The sequence below is a fragment of the Streptomyces sp. HP-A2021 genome, assembly GCF_022807935.1.
GTDB classification, from domain to species: domain Bacteria; phylum Actinomycetota; class Actinomycetes; order Streptomycetales; family Streptomycetaceae; genus Streptomyces; species Streptomyces afghaniensis.
Genome location: NZ_CP094344.1, coordinates 530,058 through 553,288, shown reverse-complemented (window position 1 = coordinate 553,288; position 23,231 = coordinate 530,058). Strand labels below are relative to the sequence as shown.

Genomic DNA, 23,231 nt, shown 5'->3' with positions numbered 1-23,231 from the left:
AGCATCTCGGCCTGCCTGAGGTCTTCCCTCAGTTGGAGAGCGTCGAGGTGGGGATGGGCTGGCTCGGGCGGTGGACGCGTCCGGTACAGATCGCCGCCATGCTCCAGGCGCCCTTGCTGAGGTCGGCCAAGGTGCGGGCTGCTCTGACGCGGTGGTCCGGGCGGCTCCCGGGAGCACATCGTGAGCCGGACACCGACGGCCGTTTCCCTGGTGATCGCGGTCGCCCGCGACGGCCACGGTCGTCCCCTGGCCACGACGGCCCTCACCGGACCCGATCCCTACGAGATGACGGGCTCCCTCCTGGCGTGGGGCGCCGTCCATGCGGCGGCGCCGGATGCCGTCCTCAAGCCCGGTGTACACGGTCCGGTCGCGGCCTTCGGGCTCGACACGCTCAGGCTCGGTGCCGCCGAGGCGGGAGTACACGAAGTCGACGGGGCGTTGGCCCGTCGGTGATCGCTGCGCGGGCATGGATCACGGCATCGGGGCGTTGAACCACAGCGACTGAGTCGATGAACAGGTTGTGCGATCGGGAGCGAGTCGGCCACCGACGTGGAGTCGACCGTCCCAGTGGAAAGGAAAGGTCCATGGACGAGCAGGGTGAGCACTTCGACGTCGTCGTACTCGGCGCGGGCCCAGGCGGGTACGTGGCCGCCATCAGGGCCGCCCAACTGGGCAAGCGTGTAGCGGTCGTCGAGGAGAGGTACTGGGGCGGCGTCTGCCTGAACGTGGGCTGCATCCCCACCAAGGCCCTGCTGCGCAACGCCGAACTGGCGCACGTCTTCACGCGCGAGGCGAAGACCTTCGGCATCAAGGTCGACGGTGAGGTCTCCTTCGACTACGGGGAGGCATTCCGCCGTAGTCGGAAGGTCGCGGACGGCCGGGTCAAGGGCGTCCACTACCTGATGAAGAAGAACAAGATCACGGAAGTCGGTGGCCGCGGTACGTTCCTCGACCCGCACACGCTTCTGGTCGCCGACCACGACGGCAACTCCCGCACCATAGGCTTCGACCACTGCATCATCGCCACGGGCGCCACCCCGAAGCTGCTCCCCGGCACCAAGCGCAGCGCGCGCGTGGTGACGTACGAGGAGCAGATCCTCGCGGAGGACCTCCCGCAGTCGATCGTCATCGCGGGTGCCGGCGCCATCGGCATCGAGTTCGCGTACATCCTGCACAACTACGGTGTGCACGTCACGATCGTGGAGTTCCTGGACCGCGTCGCTCCCCTCGAGGACGCCGAGGTTTCCGCCGTACTCGCCAAGCAGTACCGAAAGTTGGGCATCGACGTACTCACCTCGACCCGTGTCGAGTCGATCGATGAGTCCGGGCAGCAGGTCCGCGTCACGGTCACCGGAAAGGACGGTGCCCGCCAGGTCCTGGAGGCGGACAAGGTCCTCCAAGCGATCGGCTTCGCCCCGAACGTGACCGGGTACGGCCTGGAGAACACCGGCGTCAAGCTCACGGAGCGCGGCGCCATCGATGTGGACGAGCGCTGCCGTACGTCCGTTCCGCACATCTACGCCATCGGTGACGTCACCGCGAAGCTCATGCTCGCGCACGCCGCTGAGGCGATGGGAGTGGTCGCCGCTGAGACGCTCTCAGGCGCGGAGACCATGGAGCTGGACTACGTCATGATCCCGCGCACCACCTTCTGCCAGCCGCAGATCGCCAGCTTCGGCTACACCGAGGCACAGGCGAGGGAGCAGGGTTTCGACGTCCAGGTGGCCCAGTTCCCGTTCACGGCGAACGCCAAGGCTCATGGCCTGGGTGATGCGACCGGCTTCGTGAAGCTCATCAGTGACGCCAAGTACGGCGAGCTCATCGGCGCTCACCTCATCGGCCCGGACGTCACCGAGCTGCTCCCCGAACTGACGCTGGCCCAGCAGTGGGACCTCACCGTCCATGAGGTCGCCCGCAACGTCCACGCCCACCCCACCCTCGGCGAGGCGGTCAAGGAAGCCGTCCACGGCCTCGCGGGCCACATGATCAACATGTAGCAGGCGCTGCCCTCTCGAAATGCGACGTGAGTATGGGCTGGGTGGTCTGCCGCGTTACCGACCTGTGCGCGAGGCAGTTCCGTGGCGTCAGAGGATCCTGTGGCATCGAAGGACGACCTCGTCGCCAACGTCGTCGCGGAGGAGCTACGCACGCAGGCGGCGAGGTACGGCACTCTGCCGCCCGGCCGCCCGGGACTCGAGGAGGTCGCTGCAACTGTCCCGCGCCGCCTTCGACTCGAAGCTCGCCGTTGAGGTCCTAGAGAAGGGCATCGAGAACGCCCTCGCGTTAATGTGCTGAGCAGTGCGGGATCAGGCCGGATCGACGAATATGTCGAGCGCGAGATCACCCTCGAAGCCGGCAGGGCTGTAGACGGACAGGTCGGTGACGCCCTCGTCCGACAGGACCTCGTCGTCGATGAACAGATTGCCGGTGCACTTCCGTGCGTCACGCGTGACGACGGCGTACGCGGCGTCGGCCATGATCTGTGGGCTGCGGGCCTGCCCGGCGCCACCGACCACATTGCGTACAGCAGCTGTGTCGATCAGGGTTCGCGGCCACAACGAGTTGGCGGCGATACCGTCGGCGGCGAGCTCCTCCGCGAGCCCGATGGTGCACAGACTCATGCCGTACTTCGACAGCGTGTAACCGAGATGCTTCCCCACCCAGTACGGCGCGAGGTTCAACGGCGGGGAGAGCGTGAGGACATGCGGATTCTCCGCCTCGCGCAGGTGCGGGATAGCGGCCTTGCTCAGCAGGAACGTGCCACGCGTGTTGATGTCCTGCATCAGGTCGTACCGCTTCATCTCCAGCTGCTCCGACGACGACAGGTCGATCGCGCTGGCGTTGTTCACCACGATGTCGATGCCACCGAAGGCACTGACCGCCGCGTTGACAGCGGTGCGCACATCGACCTCGTTTCGGACGTCACCGACGACGGCCAGCCCCTTGCCGCCCGCGCGCTCAATCTCGTCAACAGCGGTGTGGACCGTGCCTTCGAGCTTCGGATGCGGCACGGCGGTCTTGGCGAGCATCACCACGTTCGCACCGTCGCGGGCCGCGCGCAGAGCGATGGCGAGTCCGATGCCGCGGCTGCCTCCCGACATCAGGATGGTCTTGTCGGCCAGCGTCTGTGTCATGGTCGAACCTCCAAAATAGATTGCCGAGCTAATGGTACGTGGTGCTAATGGTATCTTCCCCGTATGACTTCCACTCCCACACGCCAGATCGACCGGCTCTACCACGAGCTCCTCGCTCCCGAAGAGACACAGTCCGTTCGCGCTGCCGTGCGCCGGATCGCAGAGCACGAAGTGGCTCCGCACGCCGTGGCGATCGCGGGGGGCGACGAGCGCACGGACGGCTTCCCCCGGCATGTGTTTGACGGGCTTGCGTCGGCGGGGGTCTTCCGGATCCCCTTCCCCGGCGAGGTCGGCGGCGACGGCCTGACCCACCCGGCGACCGCCACCGCCGCGGCCATCGAGGAACTGGCCTACTACTCCAGCAGCGTCGCGGCCGTCTTCGATGTGCACTGCATCCTGGCGGGCAACGCCCTGCGGCAGGGCACCGAGGAGCAGCAGCAGCGATGGCTGCGAAAGGTCGCGGAGGGCTCAGTGGTCGGCGCGTTCGCCACCACCGAGCCGAACGCCTCAAGTGACCTGTCCCCGCAGGCGGTTCAGACCGAGGCGATACGCACCGAGGCCGGCTGGGTGCTGAACGGCCACAAGCGGTGGATCTCCAACTCGCCCGTCGCCGGGTTCGTGGTGGTTCTCGCCCGCACCGGCACCCGGCTGAGCATGTTCATCGTCGACACGGCACTTCCCGGAGTGGAAGTCGGCCTTCCCGACCGCAAGATGGGCAACCGCGGCCAGCTCACCGCGGACATCCGCTTCACGGATGTGCACCTGACCGACGACGACCTCCTCGGTGGCGCCGAGGGACACGGACTGCGCCATGCGCTGTCCACTCTGACCTACGGCCGGATCGGCATCGCGGCTGCCGGGGTCGGGATGGCGCAGGCCGCCTTCGACCACACCGTGGCCCACCTGTCGACGCGACACGCCTTCGGCAAGCCGGTGGCCGCCAACCAGCACTGGCAGTTCCTGCTCGCCGAACGGGCCACCGAGATCGAGAACGCCCGCACCCTCTACACGAAGGCCGCCCTGCGCCTGGACGCGGGCAACCCGTCCCCGGAGCCCGAGGCCGCGATGGCGAAGTACTACGCCACCAAGCTGTCGGTGGACATGGCGCGCGACGCCGTCCAGGCCTTCGGAGGCCTCGGCTTCGCGCGCGAACTGGGTGCCGACGGCAGCCCCGGCCCCGTCGAGGCGATCTACCGGGACAGCAAGATCGGCGAGATCTATGAGGGCACCAACGAGATCCAGAAGTGGGTCGTAGCCCGGCAGATCTTCGGTCGGGCCATCGTCGGCTGACCACCCAGGACGCACCGGCCGTAAGCCGGCGGACGGTGGGGAATCCCGCCGGCCCGCAGCGGTCCTGGCGCCTCGGGCTTTCTCGTACGATGGACAGGACCATACGTACGACTAACCATGGGCGGGATAAACGATGTCCGAGGCTCCGCTGGTACCGGGGACAGTGGCTGAGCACACCATCTGCCTGCTGGTCAAACTCGGACAGGTGGCGTTCAGAATCGCCGAGGACGGCATCGGCGGGACCGGCCTGCGAGTGCGGCATTACAGCGTCCTGCAGGCTTTGGCGGACAACGGTGCCATGCCGCAACTGGCACTTGGCTCGTTCCTGCGCATCGACCCCGCGACGATGGTGACGAGTCTCGACGACCTGGAGCGCGCCGGATACGCGGAGCGGACACGAGATCCGCAGGATCGTCGCCGCTACGCCGTGGACATCACCGCCGAAGGGCGGAAGGTCCTGGCGCGCCTCAACCGCACACTCGTCGATCTCGACGGCGAAATCCTCGCAGACCTGGGCACCACGGAACGACAGTCGCTTCACGTCCTGCTGGACAGTCTCGCGGGAAGTCCCGCTCTGACCTCCCTGTTCGACACCGTCCGGGAGCAGAACGGTGGGAAACGGGCTTAACGGCTCCAGCGGATCGCCCCGGGGTATGGCGCTATGCCCCGGTTCTGGCGAAGTCGGCTTGCCGGGGCGGCCCTGAGCGCGACGAGTCCGTTGGCGGCGTCGACCTGGCACTGGATTGCCGGCAGATTCTTCGTCTGCTGGTGGTACGGCGCGCGCGAGCCCTTGAGCTGCGGCGATTATGTAACGGGCGACACTTGCGGCTCGTCTGGCCCGCGTATGGTCCGGATCTTGGTTGTTCCATCGAGTTCGTGTCCGGAGCGGTAGTCGGCTGGGGTGACAGATGTGGATGGCTGCCCGCCTGGGGTGGGCACCACATGGCACAAGTAGTCGGAACCGTCTTGTGACGTCCACGTGGTCCGAAACGATGCCGTTTGCGTAGACGGGGTCCTTGTGGTTCGGGTGCGTCGATGGTGTTCGTGACTCGCGTGTGACAGAACAGGCGATGCAGAACCCCCGCTGGCGTGCGTCAGCTGGGGGTTCTGTCACGTGCGGAGTCGGGGTTCGCCGGGCGGCCCTGGGATCTGCCAGGGAGCGCATGCGATCGGGATGCACCCAGGAAGTCGATGGTCGGATGGTCCATCGCGGATGCGCACGCTGGGCGGGGGACTCGCCGTACCAGACGGCGGACTCCTCGTCCCGTCAGTCGCTTCTCGTCACTGCGACCCTGCGGACACCAGCGTCGCGGCGATGGGTTCGAGCTCGGGCACCAGCTCGGCGAGCTCTAGGAGCTCCCGACTCGCAGGACCTCGGCAGCAACAAACTCGGGGATGCTATCGACCGAAGCAGTTGCTGTTCCGGATGGTCGCGTCGCTGACGCCCGAGCGGTGCTGCACTGGATCACCGGCCTCGGCTGCACTGCCACGCACGACGTGTGTAGAAGACGCGCTGGAGACCGCGGTGGTAGTGACAGGGCCGGTTCAGGTTGCCGTTGCGGGCCTCCCAGGGGTGCCGGGTGTTGCCAAGTTCAGGTTCGGACACGTAACCGTTCGGGTGCCTGCGCAAGGACATCGCCAGGACAAACGTTGCCTGACGCGGCACTAGACCGTGTGATGCCACAGCGTGATGGCCCCGCAAGCGCCTCCCGTCGCCAGGTGTCGGTCCGGGCCGACAGCGAGGCTGTACACAGGTTCCGCGTGGCCCATGAGAATCGTCCACCGACCGCTCGGGTACCACAGGGAGACTCGGCCGTCCTCGGCGCCAGCCGCAACGGCTGGTTCCCCGTACCCGGTGACGGTGGCCAGCACCGTCACCGGACTGGCGTGCAGCAGGCGCTGGTCCACGAGCACGCCGTCTTTGACGTCGAACAGCCGGACCTCGCCGTCGTCATGCCCTAGCGCCACCACCGGCCGCTCGCTCCAGTCGCCGACCGTCATGCACCGTGGGCGCCGGCCGGGCAGGGCCACTGTCCACTCCGGCTCAGTCGCCTCCGGGCGCCAGCCGGCAAGAGAATCGTCGTCGTGGTGGGCGATGATGAGCCCCGCCTGATATGCGATGAGACGGCAGGGGACCGGCATGTGCTGCCAGCTGTCGTCCCTCCCGGTAAGGAGGTTGCGGAGGCGGACCCAGCCCTCGGTGTCCGCTGTCACCAAAGTGGTGTCGTCAGGGCCGCCAACGGTTGCTGCGGCAAGCCGGGCCTGGCCCATCTGAGGTACGGGTGAGTGTTTGTCCGAAGAGATGTCCCACAGCCACAGTTCGTCGTCTTCCCCGTGGATCAGGATGTTCGAGGAACCCGAGGGACCGTAAGACCATGCGGCGCGTACCGCGCAATGGTGGCGTCCGGCCAGGAGGGGGGCCGCTGCAGTCCCGGGCTCGCAGATCCACAGTTCTGCTTCGCTGTCTGCTGCGAGCAACCGCGGGTTCCCGGCCGGATCCGCCGTCCAGCACAGGGTTCGGACGGAACCGGAAAGCCCAGACCTGTGCTCCGGACGCACGGAGTAGAGGTCCCAGAGGCGGATCGTGCCGTCAGCGCTCCCGCTGACACACTGGATTCCCCTGCCCATCGCGCTGACTGCCACGGCACCCACCGGTCCTGTGTGTCCGCACAGGACCGCCGGGTCCGTGCCATCGGCGGCATTCCAGATGCGCACCCGGCTGTCCTCACATCCCGCGATCAGCACGTCTCGGTCCTCGACCCGTCCGAAGACCAGGGACCGTGCCGGGCCACTCGTCAAGGGGTGGGCGTGTCGCGCCCTGCCGGTTTCGATGTCCCAGACGATCACCTTGAGGTCCGCCCCTGCTGTGGCGGCTAGCGTGCGCCCTGCGGCGGTGCCTAGAGCGACGGCCAGGACGCTCGCCGTATGACCCGTCAGCAGAGCCCGCAGGGCGCCTTCGTTCAGGTCCCATAGCCGTGCGCTGTGGTCAGCGGAACCGGAGAGCACCATCCCCGAGCCCGGCCCTCCGGCCGACGAGAGTGCCAGCACTGTGTCGTGATGCCAGCCAACTCGCCCCGGCGCGTGCGTCCGCCGGATCTCCAGGGCTGCCGCAGTGCCGTACAACAGGTCCGCGTCGTCCGGCGCCACGGTGAAGGCAGTGACGCGTTCAGGATGCAAAGCTGCCGTGGCCCGCTCGTCACCGGCCTTGTTCCAGCTACGCAGAGTCCCGTCGCACAATGCGGTGACCGTCTCTTCCCCCTCGGTGCGGGTCACGGCGACGGACGTCGGCCGTTGTGCACTGAACACCGCAACGTCGTCACCGCTCCACACCCGCACGGTGTTGTCGTCAGCCGCGGAAACGATGACATGCCGACCGCCCAAGGCGCCGGTGCCGACAGCGCGCACGCTGGCGGTATGCCCACGCAGCTCACGTGAGCGTATGCCGCTCCACAGGGCGTGCTCCAAGGCCCAGCCGGATTCCGGCAGAGCAGCCGCGCACGCTTCCGCCAGACGGTGCGCACCGGTGCGCCGCGCCCACAGCCGCATGGCCGCGAGTACGGGGCGATACGACGGCTCCCCGTCATGCGGGGCGGCCGTCCCCCGGGCTTCCAGCGCCAGGACGAGCGCCTGAGCCGACTCCGGGTCGAGGCTGGCCGCGTGCTCGGCGAGCGAGGCGTGGTCCAGAGCCAGCACGAGGCCGGGATCGTGCAGGAGGATGTCCTCCAGCACCGCGCCGTGCGCGGCGTGGGCGGCCAGATATTTCCGGACATAGGGTGGTGGCAGGCGGTCCGCAGGGCGGCGATCAGGATCGATCATCCTCTGCCGCGCGGCGGAGGCCAGACTACGGGCCATTTCGGTGTGGTGTGCGGACACCGCGGCGTCGGTCTCGCCGCCCAGGCACTGGGTGATCATCAGACTGCGGAAGACCTCATGGGAGAGCCGGTAGACGGCTTGTTCGTCCTCCTCGTCGATCAGGACGTAGGGGGCTGCGATACGGAGCAGGGTGTCGATGTCCTGCTCGGTCACGCCCGGGCCCCCCGATATTCCGCTCGCTGTCGAGGCCCATACGTCTCCTGACCGTGGCATACCGCGCCCCTCGCTAAGAGCCAAGGCGAGCAGGAGCGGCCGGGCGGCTTGAGACGTGCCCATGACGCGTCGCATGGCCGCGTTGAATAGGGCGTCGTCCTGCAGGCCGGTGGCGGCCACTTCTGTGAGGAGGTGGGGCAGGACGCTGGCACTGTGCCCTTCGGTCCTCGAGATGAGTTCGTGAACGGTGAGTCGGGCCGCGAGGAAGGCCGGCTCCTGTGCGGCGATCGCGTCGGCTGCCTGATGGATCGCTGGCTCGGGGAGTTCGAGTCCGCGTGCCTTCCGCAGGCGCAGCTGTACGTACTGGTGCACGGCCTCAGGATCAGGGTTGAGTACGATCAGCCGTTCGTCGGGCAGGCCCTCCGGAGCCAGCGCTTCCAGGAGGTTGCTGGAGACAGCACCTCGAGCGTGCTGGCGTTGGAGCGGCCGGGTGCCCACCACCACGGCACATCGTGGAAGCGCCGACAACCGGCGCAGCACGTCGGCCACAGCGCATGGATCGGCCGCCTCGTCCAGGGCGTCCACCAGAAAGGTGAAGGGTCTGCTCCGGTCGGTCAGGGAAGCGGCGAGTGAATCCGCCAGTGAGTCCGTCCCCAGGGCAGCGAGCGCTTCGGCGGGATAGCCGACGGCCCTGGCGATACTTTCCAGTATGCCGCGTCGATCCATACCGGTGGCGTGCACGATCCCCTGGAAGGCGTAGTCCGGGGGTGTCTCGTCGGGGGCAGGTTCCGCGATATACCTGCCTCGGACCAGGAGTTGCCGCAGCCGGGGCCGTGACAGGGCGGCGATGTTGCCGAGCAGCGCCGATTTGCCCTGTCCGCCCTCGCCGGTGACCACCAGCATCCCTGACGCCTCTTTCTTCAACCACGCGGCGATACGGCGCTTCTCCGCCTGCCTGCCCACGAAGTACCAAGCCGCATCGCCGTGTTCTGCTCCGCTCGCCTGCGGAATGAGGTGCAGGCGCTCGTCGGCCGTCAACGAGCGGATGAAACTGGTGAGGTCTTCGTAGATGTCCAAAGGCGCGTTGGCGCCCGTGACAACGGGAGTGCGCCGAATCAGCAGCCCGCTCGTGGAGGGCGCAAACACATAGGGATTCGGCAGCCGGTGTCCCAATTGCTCGGCGAGGTCCCACGTACGCACCTGGTTGCTGCCGCGGAAGGATTCGAGGGCGAGTTCGAGCGCGTGAGAGAATACGCCGAGGCGGGTCTCACCCTCCCGTGATGCACCGAGCAACAGGACTCGCTCAGGGGCGTGCGGATCGTCCCGCAGGAGACAGGAGTGCACGATCTCGGCGAAGCGCGCGGACCTGCACCCATCGACCAGGATCACAGCCCATGAATGTCCGGCGTGAGGGCTGCGCTCGCGTCTGCGGATGAACGAGGCGAGTACTTCCGGCGTCAGGCCGCTGCCGTCCACGACCGCGTCGCTCTCCGGCAACGCCATAGAAGCGCGCAGATCGTTGGACCAGCCGTGCCCGACCCAGTGCAACACGGTGTTACGTGGCTGGGTGGGGCTTGCCCATTGCTGCAGACGCCGCATCACCGCACCCGCGTTGCGTTCCCTCGGCGGCACGGGCCACGGCACGGGGATGCCGCCGAACTCCGCCAAAGCGGCAGCCACGGTCTGCGCTTCCAGCTCGGCGGCCCCCGGCTCCTGCGATGAATCCCCGTGCAGATCCGGGAGATTGTCGTAGTGGGTGAGGACGACGGACACGACGTCGAACTCTGCCGACTGCAGCGCACTCATGGCTCATCCTCCTATGGCGCGGCAGCCAGCAGCAGCCTGGTCACGGGCGAACCTCCGCCGCCGGCGACGGCCACCCGGTACAGGCCCGGTTGGGTGAGGAACAACTCTCCGGCCCGCTTCCCCTCTTCCGCCGCATCACCGTGCCGGAGCACGGGTGACTCCTTCACACCGCCAGTGCTCAGGTCGACGACGTAGCAGCTCGCCCCAGCTGCCTGAGACCCGGTGACGGTGATGGTGAAGGGCTCGCCCGCCTGGACGACGTCTGGCACCTCAAGGCCCAGCTCGCCACCGCCCAGCGGTGCTCCTTGTTCGTCTTCCGAGATCACCGCGCAGACATGGTCCATCGCCTCCTTGCACCGGGCAAGCGCACCATGGGACTGGTGCACATAGGTCCGTTCAGCCTGCCGCAGCTCGGCCGAGTACCGGTACACGGTCCCATCACCGGAGTGGTCCAGCAGGCTTGTGCCTGCGGTGCTGTGTTCGTCCGGGATGCCGTGATGGACCTCGATGTCTCCCGAGCGCAGGCTCATGCTCTGGAAGGTCGGCTGTCCAAGCCCCACCAGGCACCGGTGGCCCGGCAGCGGGAGGGTGTGGGCCGTGGCACGGTCGGGTGGGACACTGTCCCTGCCGATACCCAGGTCGCCTGCGGTGACGTGGCGCAGCACTCCTTTGTCCTGCACACAGCGGTAGGCGGGCAGCAGCTCGTAGACCGACGGCAGGGTCCGAGCGAGGGCCTGCAGCCGCCTTCGGGGCAGGGGGAAGGGGCTGCCAACACCTTCTGAGAGCATCCGTACTGCGTCCAGTGAGCCGAGAAAAGGTGTGCCAAGGGTGACGATGGACCGCACCTCGTCCAAGGCACCGGGAACTTGGGCCATTTCCTGCACCAGCAGTCCGCCCATCGAGTGTGTGACGAGGACGACGCGGGCACGGCTCCCGCCCGGCCCGCGCGATTCGGCACGCCATCGCCAGGCCGTCAGGTGCGCTTCGATCGCTCTGGCCAGCAGGGCGGCGTTGTGAGCGACAGGGAGGCGCCAGTCGTAGGGGAAGGGACGAAGCGCCGCCGGATGCCGCACCACTTGAGCAATCCGTTCCATGAGGCGGGTGTAGGGCTCCATTCCCGTCAGTACGGGCATGAAGGCCGGAAAACGCAGGAGCCGTGTGGCGCGCACCCGGCGCCGCTCCGTCTCCGGGTCGGTCACTCGCAGGTTTCGGAGCCCCTGCCCCGTCATCCAGGCGGACACGTACCAGTTCGCGTCCGCAAGTCCCCAGAGCGTCTTGCCCGTGGTGACGTCCACGAGTTCGCTGCCCATGATTCCTGGTACGACGATGACGGCATCGTGTGAGCCTGGAGGACGCGTCGTCGTGCGGCTGGTCGGGGTCATCGGACGGCTCCTTCGGTCAGCCTCGAGGTTGGGATGTCGCGCGGCCCGCGAGGGTGTGGTCGGCCAGCGCACGAGTCCGTGCTCGCCTCAGGTCCCGATGCAGGCGGCGCAGGGTGTGAACGATGGGGACGTCCGTCCGCGGCACGGGCAGGCGGATCAGAGCGTCGATCGCCTCCATTCGGTCCGTGTCCGGCGGCCTGGGGCCGTTGATCGTCGCCACTGCGTTCAGGCAGGCGCGCACCTGGCCGAGCAGCGAGACATGGTGCGCTGAGTCATTGGTGCCACTACGGATGGCGGCAAGGGCTGTGGACCCCGCGCCGACGACGTCGTAGTGCAGGGCGAGCGAGGTGAAGCGGGCCACGGCGTCCGTCATCTCCTCACCGGAAACAACCGCTGCGGCGGTCCCGTCGAGCTGGGGTCCGAGAACGGACAGCATGCCTGCGTTCGTGGCCAGATGTGTAGGGACACCCATCTCGACCAGGTCGTCGACCCGCGGGAGCACCATGTTCTGATCCAGCATTTCGGGCGGCGGCAAGGACACTTCCGGTATGCGCGGTGGTGTGAGGGGCGCATCTTCGGAACCGGCGAGCAGCCACAGCAGCGAGCCGCTGAGAGCCTCCCGGCGGGCGAGCCCCGATGCCATAGCGGCGGGGTGACTCATAGCGGTGGTCTCCTCGATCGTGGCGCAGGCACGCCATGCGCCGCGACACGCGAGGAAGGACCGGATGAGGGAGGCGAGTCCGCCATCGCCGGATCGGGCGAGGCTGAAGGGCCGGGATGGGCCGAGGGCATTGAGGAGTTCCCATGCTGCTTCGGATGCGGCGATGCGTGCCCGCAACGGATGGTGCTCCGCGGTCTCCGCCCTCATTTCCGGGGGAAGAGCGGAGAAGTAGCGATGCAGGAGTTCCTCCGCCCAGTCAGGTGGGACCAAGGCGGACTTGAGGACTTGGTCTCTCAGCGCGGCATGAGAGTCGAGAATGAGCGCGGCAAGTTCCGGCCGGGTCAGGCCGGCGCCGGCGGCCACTCGCCGTTCAGGGGGAACCCGAACCCGCCCCCATTCCTCCAGCGCTCCCTTCCGGGACAGACCGGAAAATGCCCGCAGGTGCTCGTTCATTCCGGCATGACCGGTCCGTGCGTCCAGCGCGATCAATGCGTGCAGCTCTCTGCAGCGGGCAACGGCGTCGTCGCCGATGCGAGTCAGCATGCTCGCGGCGACCGTGCTGCCCCCATGCCAGTCCGGGGGGCCGGAACCGGAGTGGGCGCCTGTGCTGAGAATGGCCCGGTGGTCGTCGACGAATTGCGCGGCAGCGAGATCTGCCATGTCGAGCGCCACCAAGCCGCCACGCAGCGCGTACTCACAGCGGGCGGCCTGGGTGACGGCTCCTGCCTGTAGCTCAACGAGGCAGGCCGCACGCAGTGTTTCGCTGCCCACCCAGATGGGATGCCGCTCGCCGATGGCGGTCGGTGGCTCTTCGTCCATGGACTTGATTCCCACTGTGTTGCCGCCCAGCGCGAGCACGTCAACGGGTGCCGCAATGATGGCTCTCACCATGTCAGCAGGGCTGAGTTCACGCTCCGATGCCGCGAGGCCCAGGGCATGCCGTACCTGGGGGGTGACGACGATCTGGTGAACCTGCATGGAGTGGACACCACCACCCGGGGATATCGCCGAGGGGGCATAGGAGGCCCAGCTGTCATGTCCCTCCTCGAACATGCGCAGACGCTCCGCATGGGCCACGGCCTGGTCCGGATCCGGATCCAGCAGAATGTGACGATCGTCGAAGGCAGCCACCAGCCGGATGCCTTCCGCCCTTCGCAGGAGGTCCGCGAGGAGATCACCTGCAGCCCGGCCGACTCCGACCGCAGTGAAGCCTCGGCTCCGCGCCCACTGGCCGGCTTCGTCCAGACGCTCCACGACGGCTTCCCAGGCACCGCGCGCGGTGACCGCGCTGACCTGCGCTCCGCAACCGCCGAAGGCATCAGACAACCAGAATCCATACGACCTCAGGAGCCGGTCAGTCCGCCTGCATGCCTCCTCGTAACCGGGCATGTCGGGATCGGGTGAAAGCCACAGGTAGGGAGCGTCCCAGTCGTGCCTGACGACATCGGCTGGGGGCACGACTTTGCCGGAGACGACGTTGTCGGTGATGTCCAGCACCCCGGACAGGAACAACTCGTAGCAGGCCAATCCCTCATCGAGCCAGGTCTGACGTGCGGTGACGGGGTCGGGGAGCCTCTTCCCGACGAAGCTGCCCACGGCGGAGCTGGTCACCACACCGCCGTTGCGAAGCGTCTGCATCGCTGCGAGCCCCGTGATCTCGCGACGGAAGTCCTCACGGCGGTGGGACCAGCGCACAACTCCGCGTGACGCGTCCCCGAACGTGAGGTGCACGCCCTCGACACGTGGCGAGTAGACCCAGATCTCGGACGCCGGGCGCGGCGCGGGCAGGTCGGGGATGGCCTGCGGGTCGAACTTCATGGACACGTACTCATGAGGCTGGCCAAGTGCTGTGGCCTGGAAGAAGTTCGTCCTCACTGTAGCGCTGATCAATGTCAAGAACAGACGGAGGATCCGGCCCTGGTCGAGTGTCGAGATCAGATCGAGCGCCGCGTCGACCTCTTCGAGGAGCGCGTCGACGATCTCGTGTCTGGCCCGCTGGCGGTCCGGCGACATCCGCGCCTCGAACAGAGAGACGAGGAGACGGGTGGTGTGGACGTTGTTGCGGAGGGTGTCCTCCATGTAATCCTGCGAGAAGGTGGAGCCCGCCTGCCGCAGGTACTTCGCGTACGCCCGCAGCACCATCGCCTGCCGCCAGGTCAGCCCGGCGCTCAGCACCAGGGCGTTGAAGCCGTCGTTCTCCGCCTTGCCGGTCCAGGTGGCGGCGAAGGCGTCCTGGAACCGCTCGCGGGCGTCGTCGCCGAGGTAGTCCCCGCCGCTGCCGGAGCGGGGCATGCGCAGGCCGAAGTCGTAGATCCAGGCCACGCCCCGGTCCGAGCAGCGCAGCTCGTACGGCCGCTCGTCGATGACCTCGACGCCGAGCCGGTTGAGGACCGGCAGCACCGCCGACAGGGAGATGGCGTCGCCCGTGCGGTAGATCTTGAAGCGGCGCTCCTCGGGGGCGGCGCCCACCGGCTCGTACAGGCTCAGCGAGAAGTTGGTGTCCTCGGTGAGCTGTTCCAGGTGGAGGAGGTCGGCGACCGCGGCGCGCGGGCTGTGGTCGGCCTTGTAGCCCTCGGGGAAGGCGCCCGAGTATCGGCGCAGCAGCTCGGCGACGTGGTCCCAGTCGACTTCGGCGTAGAGCGCGTCGGCGAAGCCGTCGGCCCAGGAGCGGGCGGCCTCGACCAGGCGGGCCTCGATGCGCTCCTTGTCGGCGTCGGACAGCTGCGGCAGCTCGGTGCCCCGGGGGACGCGGACGACGAGGTGCAGGCGGGAGAGGATCGACTCGGTGTTCCAGGCGGTGAAGTCGACGCTGGTGCCGTCGAGCTCCTCCTTGAGGATGTCGATGATCCGCAGGCGCACGGCGGTGGTGTAGCGGTCGCGCGGGAGGTAGACGAGGGCGGAGTAGTAGCGGCCGTACTCGTCCTGGCGCAGGTAGAGCCGTAGGCGGCGGCGCTCTTGGAGGTAGAGGACGGAGGTGGCGATGCGCTGGAGCTCGGGGACGGGGGTCTGGAAGAGCTCGTCGCGCGGGTAGGTCTCGAGGATCTGGAGGAGGTCGTGCCCGTCGTGGCTGTTGGGCGAGAAGCCGGCGCCCTGGAGCACCTCGTCTACCTTGCGTCGGATGACGGGCACCCTGCGAACGGACTCGGTGTAGGCGGCGGAGGAGAACAGGCCCAGGAAGCGGCGCTCGCCGATGACCTCGCCGTTCGCGTCGAACTTCTTCACGCCGACGTAGTCGAGGTACGACGGCCGGTGCACGGTCGCCCGGCTGTTGGCCTTGGTCAGGATGAGGAGCTTGTGCTCGCGCGCCTTGGCGCGCGCGTCAGCCGGAAGCCGTTCGATGGACGGGCTGACGGGGTGGCTGTCGTCCCCGGCGTGGTGCGGGTCGGAGCGCAGGATGCCCAGACCGGTGCCGGGCACGGCGGCCAGCGAGTCGTCCTTGCGCAGCTGGTACTCGCGGTAGCCGAGGAAGGTGAAGTGGTCGTCGGCCAGCCAGCGCAGCAGCTCACGGGCCTCCTCGACCTCTGCCCGGGCTGGACCTATGGCGACCGGCTCGCTCTCCAGGCTATCGCCGAGGCGGATCGCTGCGTCGCGCATTTTCTTCCAGTCCTCGACGGCTTTGTGGACGTCGGAGAGCACGCGCAGCAGGTCGGCGGTGATCTGCTTGAGGTCGGCGCGGTCGGTTTCCCGGTCGATCTCGACGTGGATCCAGGACTCGATGTATATGTCGTACGGGAGGTCACCCGTTGGCGGGGTCAGCAGGACTTCGATCAGTTTGCCGGTGAGATCACGGCGGACGATGAGGTCTGGGTGGATCACGAGGTGGATACCGCGCCCCTGCCGCGACAGCTCGTTCATGACGGAGTCGACGAGAAACCGCATGTCGTCGGTGACGATCTCCACCACGGAGTGGCTGCAGGTCCACCCGTTCTCTTCCACGGTCGGGGTGTGGACCCGAATATTCGCCGTGCCCTGGGGACGGTTCTCGGCCAGCCGGTAGTGGGAGAAGGTGGCTCCGAAGATGTCGACCGGGTCGCGGTCGGTGAGGTCCTCCGGGGCGGTGTGCAGGTAGTAGCGCTGGAGGAACGCGAGCACGGTGTGGTCCGGGGTGCCGGGGGTGCTCTCGTCCGTCGTCCCAGTCGGTAGGTACCCCCCGACGGGGCTGTTCTCAGCTACCCGGGCGGCCCTCTCGAGCAGCTCGGCCTTGGCTTCGTCCAGCTTCGTCTGCATACCCCCTGCCGGCTGGCGGCACGCGGCCGCCGCAGTGCTGATGCCTACGCATCCTGCCAACTACTGTCATCGTCGGAAGATGGCGCCGATGGCTACGCGTCTTCAGAGCAGCGGTGACCCATCCGCTACTCGAGACTCTGTGTAAGACATCCCGACGCCGACTTCCTCGCTGCCCCGTCTCTCTTTCCCTCGCGGCCCGGTCCTTCTTTGGCACGAAGCCGGAGGCCATCAGGAGCCCCGTTCGGGTGCTCACTACCATCCATTCTTCGGCCATCCGGTCCATCGCGCATCCGCGGAGCCGCCGCCCGCCCCCGCGTCGCCCAGAAGCCGCCCGCCCAGGCCACGAGCGTTGGCGTGGCCCTGAGGATGATGCAAACTGCCAGCCTGCGTCACGAGGTGGCGGCCGAAGCCCGTTGAGCCTTTCATTTGTGTGTCCGGCAAGGATGCGTTGGCGACGCCTGGAAATAGTCCCGCGGCCCGGCGTGTTTGGCCTCGGCACTGAAGAGATCGGGAGGGGACGGTGTCGGGCGTGAAGCTGTTCAACACGAAAAGCGGCGTGACCGAGGTCCCGCCGCGTCTTGCTGACGTCGAGGCAGACGTGCAGAGCCTCATCGAGGCGCACATGGAGACGATGCTGGGTGTGCGGTTCCTGGCGAGCGAGTACGTGATCGACTGTGTCGACGGCGGACGGATCGACTCGCTCGGGACCGACGAGAACGGTGCCCCGGTGGTCGTGGAGTACAAGCGCGGTACGGATGCTGGCATGATCAACCAGGGCCTCTACTACATAGCCTGGCTCACAGCGCACCGGAGCGCTATCGAGGTCCTGGTCCGCGAGCGGCTCGGGGTGCCAGCCGCAGCCCAGATCCTGTGAAGCACACCCAGGCTGATCTGCGTCGCCGCACCTGGTCCGCTACCGGTATTTCGGCAATGATCACATTGGTCTTGAGACCGTGGCCTCCGTCACCGGAATGCGTCTGCGGGCAGGCGGTGCGTCGGCGCGCGGCCGTGCTGGAAGTGCCCCGGGAGCAGACGGGGGGGGCATGGCTAAGCTGGCCGGCGCTGCCGACGAGGTGCTGCTCGGCGTCGGGGACGGTGTACCCGGGTCCAGCGCAAGCCGTTCGCCGCCTATCAGCGGCTGCAGAACTTCACCTGCCTGATCCCGCCCCAGCAGGCCAAGGTTGGCCGTGCGCATGCGCCGACGAAAGCGGGAAGCGGCCCCGCGGAGATCGCGCGTCTATACATTGTGGTCAAAGACAAGGCAATCTTGACCGCGGACCCGGCTTTGCGTGAGGAGCTGGCCGGTTTCTCCCGCCGTGCGCTCGTGTGTGCCTGCCTGCGGCTCACTGAAGGGGATGCCAGGACGGATCCAGTAGTGCGGGCGACACGGTTCACGCTACGTGTGCTGGCTGAGCGTATAGAGCAGCTCAGAATGCAGGCCCGAGTGCTGGAGCACCGTTTGTCGGAGCTGATCAGATGTCACTACCCCCGGCTCGTTGAGGTCGTGGGCATCGGGCCGCATAGCGCCGCGGTTCTGCTGACCACCATGGGCGACAACAGCGACCGTCTGCGCGGCGAGGCGTCCTTCGCCGCGCTGTGCGGGGCGAGTCCGGTGGAGTACTCATCGGGCAACAGACAGCATCGCCGGCTCAACCGCGGCGGGAACAGGCAAGCGAACGCGGCCCTGCACCGCATCGTGTTGACCCGGCTGCGCTGGGATATGCGGACTCAGGTGTACTACGAACGACGAGTGGCGGAAGGAAAGACTCGACGCGAGATCATTCGGTGCTTGAAGCGGTACGTGGCCCGCGAGGTCTACCGGCTGATCCAGGACGAGCGCCGAAGCCTGAGCCGCACACCGGCTTAGTTATTGAGGTCACTCCCAGCCGCCCACCAGCGTGAACCCCGCCCAGTAGTACGGATCGGCGTAAGGCCGGTAAGCAGCCGACGCCGACGTGGCCCTGCCCGCCCGGTGGGAACGCGCGAGCAGGGCCGTGAACTCCAGGGCCTCCGGTGAGTCCGGCGCAGCGGCGGCGAGCAGCTCCTCGTAGGCCGCGTACGCCTCGCCGAACCGGCGGGCCTTGAGCAGCGCGTCGGCGAACCCGCGGTCCAGCTGTCGTCTCGTGCCAGCGTCCACCGATCCTAGGTCGGCGCGGATCTCCTGGTAGTAGGAGATCAGCTGGTCCGGGCGGACGGCCGCGACCGAGAGCTGCGCCCGGCGAAGCGCTTCGGCCTTCGACGCGCCGGCCGCCCACAGGGCGTAGAACTCGCGCAGCAGGAGCACGGTCGAGATCTCTTCCACCTTCCACAGGGTGACCAGCACCGACGCCGCCCCGGCATAGAGCAGCGAGCGGGTGAGGCCGATGAGCTCGTCGCCGGGACGGTGCCCGCCGAGCCCGCTATCGCAGGCCGCGAGCGTCACCAGGTCGGCATCCAGGCGCAGTTCGAGGATGTCCGCCGCAGTAAGCAGGTCGTCTCCCGCCAGATGAACTCCAGACCTGAGCGGCTCTTCGGAGTCGAAAAACCCGTGACAGGCCAGATGCAGCAAGTCCAGGCGGTCCTGTTCGCCGAGGGCGGCCAGGACCCGCTCCTTGGTGACCTCCGCTCCGCTGAGCACACAGGCGCCGAACCGGGCGGCCAGATCGGCCGCCTGGAGGCGGCCGTGCACAACGGGTGCGACGGCCATCGTGTCCGCCAAGACGGTGGCCTTGGCTCGCCGGGTGCCCTCTCGCGGCCTCGTGCGCGCCCGGACATGCCGGAGGGTCGAGGCGCTGGGCAGGTAGACCACCGGGTTGCGGGTGATCAGGGGGCCGGCGGCCCCGTCCCCGAGGTCGATGTCCAGCGCGCCAAGTGGCACCTGGTGCAGGGGGCCGTGCGGGACCAGGCAGATGACGTCGTCTGGTTCGCTCCAGCGGAGCACGGGGGCCAGTAGGCTCGCGAAGTCTTCGCGCGCGTCGGCCATGAACCGGCTCGCCAGCTCCTTCGGCGTGCGCGGAGTTTGGCCCGGGTGCGGGTTTGGTGTCCGCGCCATCCGGCCGGCGTACGGGTCGCGGATTACCCGGATTCGGCGGTCTGCGCCGGTGACTCCGAAGGTGACTACAGGCCCCTCGGTGACGTGGAAGGCGAGCAGCAGTGCTGTGGATCCGGTGAGGAGGGCGCGGATCTCGTTCGCTCCGGCCGGGGTGCCCTGGCGAAGCGCCGCGTACTCGGCCAGGTCCGGGAGGGTTGCTTGGCGCTCCATGCCCGCCCAGACCTCGTTCAGCTCCCGCAGCGCGATGCGCCACTTCCCGATCGCTGCGGCCCTGGCGGCGCCGTCCGTGCCGGAGACCTCGGCACGCGCCGCGGCCTCGGCCTCGATCGCGCGGTGCTCGGCCGCCGCCCAGTGCCCGCTCGCCCTGCTCAGCACGGAGTCGCCCAGCAATTCCAGCAGGACACGCGCCCGCCCGAGTTCGCTCGCCTCCAGCGCGGCGGCGGCGGGATCCTCCGGCCACAGATGACTCCGGCCGGGCACACCGGCGGTCAGCAGGTCCACCATCATGTCGCACGCCTCGGCGAGTAGTCTGCCCTGCGTGATCCGGGCATCCGGTTCCAGATAGTCGGCGCGCAATTCCTCCAGGGTGACGCGCGCCTCGGACAGCAGCCGATAGGCGCTGCCCGGGGCGACCATCCGGTCCAGGCGGGCGATCTCGATGCCCGTCTCCGCCTCCGCCAGCCGCTGGCGGTTGGCTTTGGCCCAGGACAGGGTGCGCCGCAGCTCCCGCCTGGCCCGTATGGTCCGGCCGTCGGAGGCGTCCTCGCGCGCCCTCGCGAGCAGTTCGAGGTGCGCGGTGAACGGTGTCGGATAGAGCGCCGCCCCGTCGGGGGGCTGCTGGCGCAGCCGCAGGAGTATCCGTCGGCCGACCTTGAAAATCGCGTACCGGGTGACCAGCGGATACCGCTCACCCCGGGGCTTTTCGTCCTCGCTGAGCAGCGCCTCGAAAGCCGCCGAGGACTGTACGCTTCGCGCGAGCTCCAGCCACGAGGTCTGTTCCGCTCCGGGCGGGGCGAGTGGGAAACCGCGGTGGGCCGCGAGCTCCCTCACACCGGGATCGATCTCCGTGTCATCGGCGACGCCCCGCAGGAGCCGCAGCGCGTCGCCGTTCATGCCGAGTTCGGCCAGCGCCATGCCGTGCGCGACCCGGGCGAGCGCGGCGGCGGACCGCCGCTCGGTGCGATCTAACAGTTCCACGGCTCTCGCGGCGAGGATCTCCGCCTCCTCAAGCCGGCGCAAGGCGAGCAAGGTCTGCGAGTGCATCAGCGCCGCCCATCCTCGCTCCGCGCGGATGACCTCAAAGATCATGTCCTGATCGGAGTCCGGCTGGCGCGCTGCCACCCTCCCGGCCAACTCCAGTCCTTCCTCCACGAGGTCGAACAGCGGCAGCATGTGTTGATCGGATAGTCCCGGCTGCTGGTGAATCACGCCTCGGCGGTGGACGGGCACGCCCTGGCTCATCTGGAGCGGGACGATCCCCAACCACCGGATGAGGTCCATGCCTCTGCGCCGTGGGAGGCCGCCCTCCCACGAGTGCAGCCACGACCCCCAGAGCCTGAGCCGTTGCAGTTCGGGGTTGCGGCGCAGCTGGGCGATCGTCACCTTCGGATTCGGAAGACGCCACATCACCAACCCGGCCCCGAAGACATAGATCATGCTGAGTGTCAGCCCGGCCATGACGATGGCGGGATGAGGGTGGGCGAGCGTGCCGATGAGGAGCAGCGTCAGTCCTCTGTCCGACAGCGTGGCCGTCAGCAGCCCGACCGGGTACATGACCGCCGCGTACACGGCGTTGATCGCCGGGACTGACGTGCGGAGCGGCATGTGGACGAGGGAGTCGAGGAAATAGACGCCCACGAGGGCCGCCGTCCACAGCAGCGACCCGTCACGCGGCCAAACCGAGGCCAGCCAGTTGCCGAACGGACCCGCGACGAGATACCACATCAGGGCCAGTTCGATGACGGCTCCCCGCGACAGCGCCTGGCGGGCCAGCGGCGCGTCACCGCTGGTGATGGTGATGAACGCGGCGACCACCAGGATCGCGAACCAGCCTCCCAGCAGCGCGGCCAGCAAGATGCCGGGTGGTAGTTCGGACCGGACTAGCCCCGCCAAGGCCCCCGCCGTGGCCAACACGACCACGGCGCCGGGCAGGATCATCAGTGTCCAGAGCATCGTCCGGCTGAAGACGCCCCATCGGCTGGGCGGGACCGTGAGCATGGCCCGCTGCCGGGCGATCCGACGTGCCGTCTCCCGTTCGCGGTTCGCTGCACGCCGGTCGTTCCGCGACCGGAGCGACCAGGCCGTCCACTGGAGTCGTTCTAATCGCCAGCCCGGGTCCCGGCTCCAGCCCCGGGACGCCATGTACCAGTCGGCGAGTTCGCCGAGGGCTCCACCGGCGAGGACCGGCAGCGCGACGGCCGCCCAGAGAGTTTCGTCTCCCAGGAGGGGACCGTACAAGATCGTGGTCGCCACCGGCAGGTACGTCAGGCCGGTGAAGGCGAGCAGTCCCAAGAACGATCCGAGGGCGACGGCTCCGACTGCTGTGGCCGCTATGGGGCGCAGCAGCGGGGTGAGGATGAGGAGCATGACTGCGAAGATCGCTACGACCAGCAGCACGGAGAGAGCTTGCTTGCGGCGGATGGCCCTACGTTGCCACGCGGTCGCCACGCTGCGGCGACGCGGCCGCGTCCGCCGGGCTTCGGCCACGCAGATGACCAGGGCGGCGCTGAAACAGCACCACCACAATGGGTTGGCGAGGGTCATCCAAGGCTCCGAGGAACGTCGAAGGGGATGCCGTCCTCCCAGAAGGCAGCGAGCCGCTCCCAGACGGCGATCTCGTCTTGCAGTGTGCCCGGTGGATCGATCTCGAGATGCTGGAGAAGAGTGCGCCTGTGCAGGTCGAAGGCGACCTCGATATGCCCGCCGTACAGCACCGCTGCGGGGGTGGCGGCCCGGTGGGCGGCCAGGGTGACAACCAGGCCGGTCGCGGCGCACACGGCCAGCGGAAGGTACGCGCGATCGGAGAACGCCAGGGCCGCCAGCGCGGCGACCGTGAAGACCCAGGCGACCGCGGTGAGGGTGAGCATCAGGATCATATTGGTGCGCGCGGCGGCGAGGTCGATGAGGGACTGCTGGGTGAGCATCGGCTGCAAGCGGGGCCACACCGAGCGCGGTTTGATGCCGTAGCGAGCGCGGGCGTACTGCTCGCAGCGGCGCAGCACGTTGCCGAACCGGGTCGGCAGCACCTCTTCGGGCATATCGGCGGACGGGTAGACCGTGGAAAGCACCCTGCGGGCACGGATCTTCTTGTGCTCCGATCCGGTTTGGCTGAGGTCGGTCCAGCGCCGTAGCCGCGCACGGTGGTAGGCGGCGCAGACGCGAGCTGCGGCCCGCCCGAGGGGTGTCGGCCAGGTGCCAGCGAACAGATCGACGAACTTGGGCTGCGCCGCGGCGAGCAGCAGCGAGACGAACGCGACGGCGACGGCGAACGCTGTGCATCGCAACCATTGGACGAGGCCGTCAAGCGCCTTCCAGTCAGCCAGCGCTTGGGAGATGCCGGTCAAGTAGGCCCACAGCAGTAATAGCCCCGCGCAGACGAGGAGAGCGGGGAGCGCCGCGGTCAGCATGAAACGGCGATCGACCGGGCCGGTCAGCAACGGCAGCATCAGAGTCGC

General features: G+C 68.1%; 11 protein-coding genes and 1 pseudogene. 6 read left to right on the top strand and 6 right to left on the bottom strand.

The window, feature by feature from the left end; translation table 11 throughout:
- Positions 1–180: 180 nt before the first annotated feature.
- Both MQE23_RS02585 and lpdA read left to right on the top strand, forming a co-directional pair.
- Complete coding sequence (locus tag MQE23_RS02585) at positions 181–453, top strand: hypothetical protein (RefSeq protein WP_243382996.1); 273 nt, start codon at positions 181–183, stop codon at positions 451–453.
- A gap of 131 nt (positions 454–584) precedes the next feature.
- Positions 585–1,997: a dihydrolipoyl dehydrogenase gene (gene lpdA / locus MQE23_RS02580; protein WP_243378093.1), complete on the top strand. Its 1,413-nt coding sequence runs from the start codon at positions 585–587 to the stop codon at positions 1,995–1,997.
- A 309-nt stretch (positions 1,998–2,306) separates the two neighbouring features.
- On the opposite strand, the gene MQE23_RS02575 is transcribed toward lpdA, so the two are convergent.
- Positions 2,307–3,134, bottom strand: a complete 828-nt coding sequence (locus tag MQE23_RS02575) for an NAD(P)-dependent oxidoreductase (RefSeq protein WP_020272046.1) — start codon at positions 3,132–3,134, stop codon at positions 2,307–2,309.
- Positions 3,135–3,197: 63 nt separating this feature from the next.
- Here MQE23_RS02575 and MQE23_RS02570 point away from each other — a divergent pair, with 63 nt between their 5' ends.
- Positions 3,198–4,424 (top strand): acyl-CoA dehydrogenase family protein, encoded by a 1,227-nt coding sequence (locus MQE23_RS02570; RefSeq protein ID WP_243378091.1) that lies wholly within the window; start codon positions 3,198–3,200, stop codon positions 4,422–4,424.
- Between the two features lie 163 nt (positions 4,425–4,587).
- Positions 4,588–5,052, top strand: coding sequence for a MarR family winged helix-turn-helix transcriptional regulator (locus tag MQE23_RS02565; RefSeq protein WP_020272044.1), 465 nt, complete (start codon positions 4,588–4,590; stop codon positions 5,050–5,052).
- A 1,037-nt stretch (positions 5,053–6,089) separates the two neighbouring features.
- Here MQE23_RS02565 and MQE23_RS02560 read toward each other — a convergent pair.
- The 3 genes from MQE23_RS02560 to MQE23_RS02550 are packed head-to-tail and all read right to left on the bottom strand — an operon-like array spanning position 6,090 to position 16,526.
- Positions 6,090–10,256, bottom strand: coding sequence for an AAA family ATPase (locus tag MQE23_RS02560; protein ID WP_243378090.1), 4,167 nt, complete (start codon positions 10,254–10,256; stop codon positions 6,090–6,092).
- An 11-nt stretch (positions 10,257–10,267) separates the two neighbouring features.
- Complete coding sequence (locus tag MQE23_RS02555; RefSeq protein ID WP_243378088.1) at positions 10,268–11,638, bottom strand: hypothetical protein; 1,371 nt, start codon at positions 11,636–11,638, stop codon at positions 10,268–10,270.
- 16 nt (positions 11,639–11,654) lie between these two features.
- Positions 11,655–16,526, bottom strand: a complete 4,872-nt coding sequence (locus MQE23_RS02550) for an NAD-glutamate dehydrogenase domain-containing protein (protein ID WP_243378087.1) — start codon at positions 16,524–16,526, stop codon at positions 11,655–11,657.
- A 520-nt stretch (positions 16,527–17,046) separates the two neighbouring features.
- Between MQE23_RS02550 and MQE23_RS02545 the strand changes: the two are divergent.
- A pseudogene (locus MQE23_RS02545) lies at positions 17,047–17,709 on the top strand (transporter); the annotation flags it as partial.
- Between the two features lie 84 nt (positions 17,710–17,793).
- The gene (locus tag MQE23_RS02540) at positions 17,794–18,393 is read left to right on the top strand and encodes a transposase (protein ID WP_243382456.1); all 600 of its coding nucleotides are present in this window, start codon (positions 17,794–17,796) and stop codon (positions 18,391–18,393) included.
- A gap of 9 nt (positions 18,394–18,402) precedes the next feature.
- On the opposite strand, the gene MQE23_RS02535 is transcribed toward MQE23_RS02540, so the two are convergent.
- Together MQE23_RS02535 and MQE23_RS02530 are read right to left on the bottom strand one after the other, a co-directional pair.
- On the bottom strand, positions 18,403–22,320 hold the full coding sequence (locus MQE23_RS02535) for a CHAT domain-containing protein (RefSeq protein WP_243378085.1): 3,918 nt from the start codon (positions 22,318–22,320) through the stop codon (positions 18,403–18,405).
- Entirely contained in the window at positions 22,317–23,222 is a 906-nt protein-coding gene (locus MQE23_RS02530) for a hypothetical protein (protein WP_243378084.1), read from the bottom strand. Before MQE23_RS02530 ends, MQE23_RS02535 begins: the two co-directional genes overlap by 4 nt.
- Positions 23,223–23,231: the final 9 nt, after the last annotated feature.

Coding starts and splice junctions, on each gene's coding strand:
- lpdA (WP_243378093.1), top strand. CDS start 585: ATGGACGAGCAGGGTGAGCACTTCGACGTCGTCGTACTCGGCGCGGGC.
- MQE23_RS02575 (WP_020272046.1), bottom strand. CDS start 3,134: ATGACACAGACGCTGGCCGACAAGACCATCCTGATGTCGGGAGGCAGC.
- MQE23_RS02570 (WP_243378091.1), top strand. CDS start 3,198: ATGACTTCCACTCCCACACGCCAGATCGACCGGCTCTACCACGAGCTC.
- MQE23_RS02560 (WP_243378090.1), bottom strand. CDS start 10,256: ATGAGTGCGCTGCAGTCGGCAGAGTTCGACGTCGTGTCCGTCGTCCTC.
- MQE23_RS02555 (WP_243378088.1), bottom strand. CDS start 11,638: ATGACCCCGACCAGCCGCACGACGACGCGTCCTCCAGGCTCACACGAT.
- MQE23_RS02550 (WP_243378087.1), bottom strand. CDS start 16,526: ATGCAGACGAAGCTGGACGAAGCCAAGGCCGAGCTGCTCGAGAGGGCC.
- MQE23_RS02535 (WP_243378085.1), bottom strand. CDS start 22,320: ATGACCCTCGCCAACCCATTGTGGTGGTGCTGTTTCAGCGCCGCCCTG.
- MQE23_RS02530 (WP_243378084.1), bottom strand. CDS start 23,222: ATGCTGCCGTTGCTGACCGGCCCGGTCGATCGCCGTTTCATGCTGACC.